We start from the raw sequence: 4,955 nt of genomic DNA on the forward strand, positions 1-4,955 counted from the left end.
AACTTGGTCTTTGAAAATTAAACAGAGAAGATAAACAAAGTCTAAAATTAGACTTAAACTAAACCAGCAATTCTTTTGAAAAAAGACTTACTAAGTAAGTAAGCTATGATTAAACTTTAAATTGAGAGTTTGATCCTGGCTCAGGACGAACGCTGGCGGCGTGCCTAACACATGCAAGTCGAGCGGAGAAAGTTCTTCGGAACTTTCTCAGCGGCGGACGGGTGAGTAACACGTGGGTAACCTGCCTTATAGAGGGGGATAGCCTTCCGAAAGGAAGATTAATACCGCATAACATTTTCGTTTCGCATGAAATGGAAATCAAAGGAGCAATCCGCTATAAGATGGACCCGCGGCGCATTAGCTAGTTGGTGAGGTAATGGCTCACCAAGGCGACGATGCGTAGCCGACCTGAGAGGGTGATCGGCCACATTGGAACTGAGATACGGTCCAGACTCCTACGGGAGGCAGCAGTGGGGAATATTGCACAATGGGGGAAACCCTGATGCAGCAACGCCGCGTGAGTGATGAAGGCCTTCGGGTTGTAAAGCTCTGTCTTTGGGGACGATAATGACGGTACCCAAGGAGGAAGCCACGGCTAACTACGTGCCAGCAGCCGCGGTAATACGTAGGTGGCAAGCGTTGTCCGGATTTACTGGGCGTAAAGGGAGCGTAGGTGGATATTTAAGTGGGATGTGAAATACCTGAGCTTAACTTGGGTGCTGCATTCCAAACTGGATGTCTAGAGTGCAGGAGAGGAAAGTGGAATTCCTAGTGTAGCGGTGAAATGCGTAGAGATTAGGAAGAACCCCAGTGGCGAAGGCGACTTTCTGGACTGTAACTGACACTGAGGCTCGAAAGCGTGGGGAGCAAACAGGATTAGATACCCTGGTAGTCCACGCCGTAAACGATGGATACTAGGTGTGGGGGTTTCAACACCTCCGTGCCGCCGTTAACACAATAAGTATCCCGCCTGGGGAGTACGGTCGCAAGATTAAAACTCAAAGGAATTGACGGGGGCCCGCACAAGCAGCGGAGCATGTGGTTTAATTCGAAGCAACGCGAAGAACCTTACCTAGACTTGACATCTCCTGAATTACCCTTAATCGGGGAAGTCGGTACCTTTGGTACCGACAGGAAGACAGGTGGTGCATGGTTGTCGTCAGCTCGTGTCGTGAGATGTTGGGTTAAGTCCCGCAACGAGCGCAACCCTTATTGTTAGTTGCTACCATTTAGTTGAGCACTCTAGCGAGACTGCCCGGGTTAACCGGGAGGAAGGTGGGGATGACGTCAAATCATCATGCCCCTTATGTCTAGGGCTACACACGTGCTACAATGGCAAGTACAAAGAGACGCAAGACCGCGAGGTGGAGCAAATCTCAAAAACTTGTCCCAGTTCGGATTGTAGGCTGAAACTCGCCTACATGAAGCCGGAGTTGCTAGTAATCGCGAATCAGCATGTCGCGGTGAATACGTTCCCGGGCCTTGTACACACCGCCCGTCACACCATGAGAGTTGGCAATACCCGAAGTCTGTGAGCTAACCCGTAAGGGAGGCAGCAGCCGAAGGTAGGGTCAGCGATTGGGGTGAAGTCGTAACAAGGTAGCCGTAGGAGAACCTGCGGCTGGATCACCTCCTTTCTATGGAGAAATTATTAAGTACTGATGTATTTCAGGCTTAATATACACGAATTCTGGTTAGAATATCTCTCTCTGTTTAATTTTGAGATACCAAGTATCTCTGATTGTTCTTTGAAAATTGCACATAAGTTAAAGTAAAGATATTTACTAATCTTTGTAATAAATTGACTACTAAAATGCACGCTAGTATTTTTAGTAGATCAGCAAATTTGTAACTCAAATTTGATTTGATAGGTCAAGCTACAAAGGGCGCATGGTGAATGCCTTGGCATCAAGAGCCGAAGAAGGACGTGACAAGCTGCGATAAGCTTTGGGTAGGCGCAAATAGCCTGTGATCCAAAGATCTCCGAATGAGGAAACTCACGTAGGTAACCCTACGTATCTTATAGTGAATACATAGCTATAGGAGGGTAAACCTAGGGAACTGAAACATCTAAGTACCTAGAGGAAGAGAAAGAAACATCGATTCCGTCAGTAGCGGCGAGCGAAATCGGAAGAGCCCAAACCAAAGATTTATCTTTGGGGTTGCGGACAGAACATAACATTGGTGGCTATTGTAATTGAAGATATCTGGAAAGATACACCGTAGAAGGTAATAGTCCTGTAAGTGAAACAAGAAGACCATAGTTCTGCTCCAGAGTACCACGAGACACGTGAAACCTTGTGGGAAGCAGGGAGGACCACCTCCCAAGGCTAAATACTACTTGATGACCGATAGTGAAGAAGTACCGTGAGGGAAAGGTGAAAAGAACCCCGGAAGGGGAGTGAAATAGAACCTGAAACCGTGTGCCTACAACCGATCATAGCACCATATGTGTGTGATGATGTGCTTTTTGTAGAACGAGCCAACGAGTTACGGTATGTAGCGAGGTTAAGTACTTAAGGTACGGAGCCGAAGGGAAACCGAGTCTGAATAGGGCGACTAGTTGCATGCCGTAGACCCGAAACCGGGTGACCTATCCATGGCCAGGTTGAAGCGAAGGTAAAACTTCGTGGAGGACCGAACCACGTTGGTGTTGAAAAACCATGGGATGAGCTGTGGATAGCGGAGAAATTCCAATCGAACTCGGAGATAGCTGGTTCTCCCCGAAATAGCTTTAGGGCTAGCGTCGGATATGACTAATGGAGGTAGAGCACTGAATGGGCTAGGGGGCATATCGCTTACTGAACCTTATCAAACTCCGAATGCCATATAGTATTAGTCCGGCAGTCAGACTGCGAATGATAAGATCCGTAGTCAAAAGGGAAACAGCCCAGATCGTCAGCTAAGGTCCCAAAGTATAAGTTAAGTGGAAAAGGATGTGGGATTTCTAAGACAACTAGGATGTTGGCTTAGAAGCAGCCACTCATTAAAAGAGTGCGTAATAGCTCACTAGTCGAGAGATCCTGCGCCGAAGATGTTCGGGGCTCAAACTTATCACCGAAGCTACGGCTAGCAGATTATATCTGCTGGGGTAGGGGAGCGTCGTAATCGGGCTGAAGTCGTACCGTAAGGAGCGGTGGACTGATTACGAGTGAGTATGTTGGCATTAGTAGCGAGAACTAGGTGAGAATCCTAGTGGCCGAAAACCTAAGGTTTCCTCAGGAAGGCTCGTCCGCTGAGGGTTAGTCGGGACCTAAGCCGAGGCCGAAAGGCGTAGGTGATGGACAATCGGTTGATATTCCGATACCACTGCAAATCGTTATTACCGATGGAGTGACGCAGGAAGATAGAGTGTGCTAGCTATTGGATGCTAGTCTAAGCACTTAGGTATACAGGTAGGCAAATCCGCCTGTATTAGCTGAGGTGTGATGGGGAAAGCCTTTTAGGCTGAAGTACTTGATTCTACGCTGCCAAGAAAAGCTTCTAGGGAGAAATGTAGTGCCCGTACCGCAAACCGACACAGGTAGGTGAGGAGAGAATCCTAAGGCCGGCGGAAGAATTACAGTTAAGGAACTCGGCAAATTGACCCCGTAACTTCGGGAGAAGGGGTGCCTACGAGAGTAGGTCGCAGAGAATAGGCCCAAGCAACTGTTTAGCAAAAACACAGGTCTCTGCTAAAGCGAAAGCTGATGTATAGGGGCTGACGCCTGCCCGGTGCTGGAAGGTTAAGGGGAATCGTTAGCGGTAACGCGAAGCGGTGAACTTAAGCCCCAGTAAACGGCGGCCGTAACTATAACGGTCCTAAGGTAGCGAAATTCCTTGTCAGGTAAGTTCTGACCCGCACGAATGGCGTAATGACTTGGGCACTGTCTCAACTGTAAATCCGGCGAAGTTGTAGTGCAAGTGAAGATGCTTGCTACCCGCGATTGGACGGAAAGACCCCGTAGAGCTTTACTGTAGCTTAGCATTGAGTTTCGGTATTGTCTGTACAGGATAGGTGGGAGACTTGGAAGCATCCTCGTTAGGGGATGTGGAGTCGTCCTTGGGATACCACCCTGACAGTACTGGGATTCTAACCGGGCACCATGAAGCTGGTGACGGGACATTGTTAGGTGGGCAGTTTGACTGGGGCGGTCGCCTCCAAAAAAGTAACGGAGGCGCCCAAAGGTTCCCTCAGAACGGTCGGAAATCGTTCGTAGAGTGCAAAGGCAGAAGGGAGCCTGACTGCGACACTTACAAGTGGAGCAGGGACGAAAGTCGGGCTTAGTGATCCGGTGGTACCTCGTGGGAGGGCCATCGCTCAACGGATAAAAGCTACCTCGGGGATAACAGGCTGATCTCCCCCAAGAGTCCACATCGACGGGGAGGTTTGGCACCTCGATGTCGGCTCGTCGCATCCTGGGGCTGAAGTAGGTCCCAAGGGTTGGGCTGTTCGCCCATTAAAGCGGCACGCGAGCTGGGTTCAGAACGTCGTGAGACAGTTCGGTCCCTATCCGTCGCGGGCGTAGGAAATTTGAGAGGAGCTGTCCTTAGTACGAGAGGACCGGGATGGACTGACCTCTGGTGCACCAGTTGTTCCGCCAGGAGCATAGCTGGGTAGCTACGTCGGGAAGGGATAAACGCTGAAAGCATCTAAGCGTGAAGCCCACCTCAAGATTAGATTTCCCATAGCGTAAGCTAGTAAGACCCCTCGAAGAACACGAGGTTGATAGGTCGGAGGTGTAAGCATGGTAACATGTTCAGCTGACCGATACTAATAGGTCGAGGGCTTGACCAAAACAAATTATTACAAAGTAAACTTAAGTGCAATTTTGAAAGAATAATCTTTCAATATCTAGTGATGATGCGTCTAAGGGTTACACCCGTACCCATACCGAACACGAAGGTTAAGACTTAGACGGCTGATGGTACTGCATGGGCGACTGTGTGGGAGAGTAGGTGGTCGCTAGGTAAAT

The 4,955-nt window shown here is 49.1% G+C and carries 3 rRNA genes; all 3 read left to right on the plus strand.

Annotation, left to right across the window (positions count from 1 at the left end):
• Positions 1 to 117 precede the first annotated feature (117 nt).
• The 3 genes from OCU55_RS23910 to rrf all read left to right on the plus strand — a co-directional run bounded on the left by OCU55_RS23910 (position 118) and on the right by rrf (position 4,951).
• Positions 118 to 1,637: ribosomal RNA gene (locus OCU55_RS23910) — 16S ribosomal RNA — on the plus strand.
• 233 nt (positions 1,638 to 1,870) lie between these two features.
• Positions 1,871 to 4,777 (plus strand): 23S ribosomal RNA (locus tag OCU55_RS23915).
• A 56-nt stretch (positions 4,778 to 4,833) separates the two neighbouring features.
• A 5S ribosomal RNA gene (rrf, locus tag OCU55_RS23920) occupies positions 4,834 to 4,951 on the plus strand.
• Together the 16S, 23S and 5S rRNA genes form the textbook arrangement of a ribosomal RNA operon.
• Positions 4,952 to 4,955 lie beyond the last annotated feature (4 nt).

The sequence above is a fragment of the Clostridium folliculivorans genome (assembly GCF_024341905.1).
GTDB lineage: Bacteria > Bacillota > Clostridia > Clostridiales > Clostridiaceae > Clostridium_AR > Clostridium_AR folliculivorans.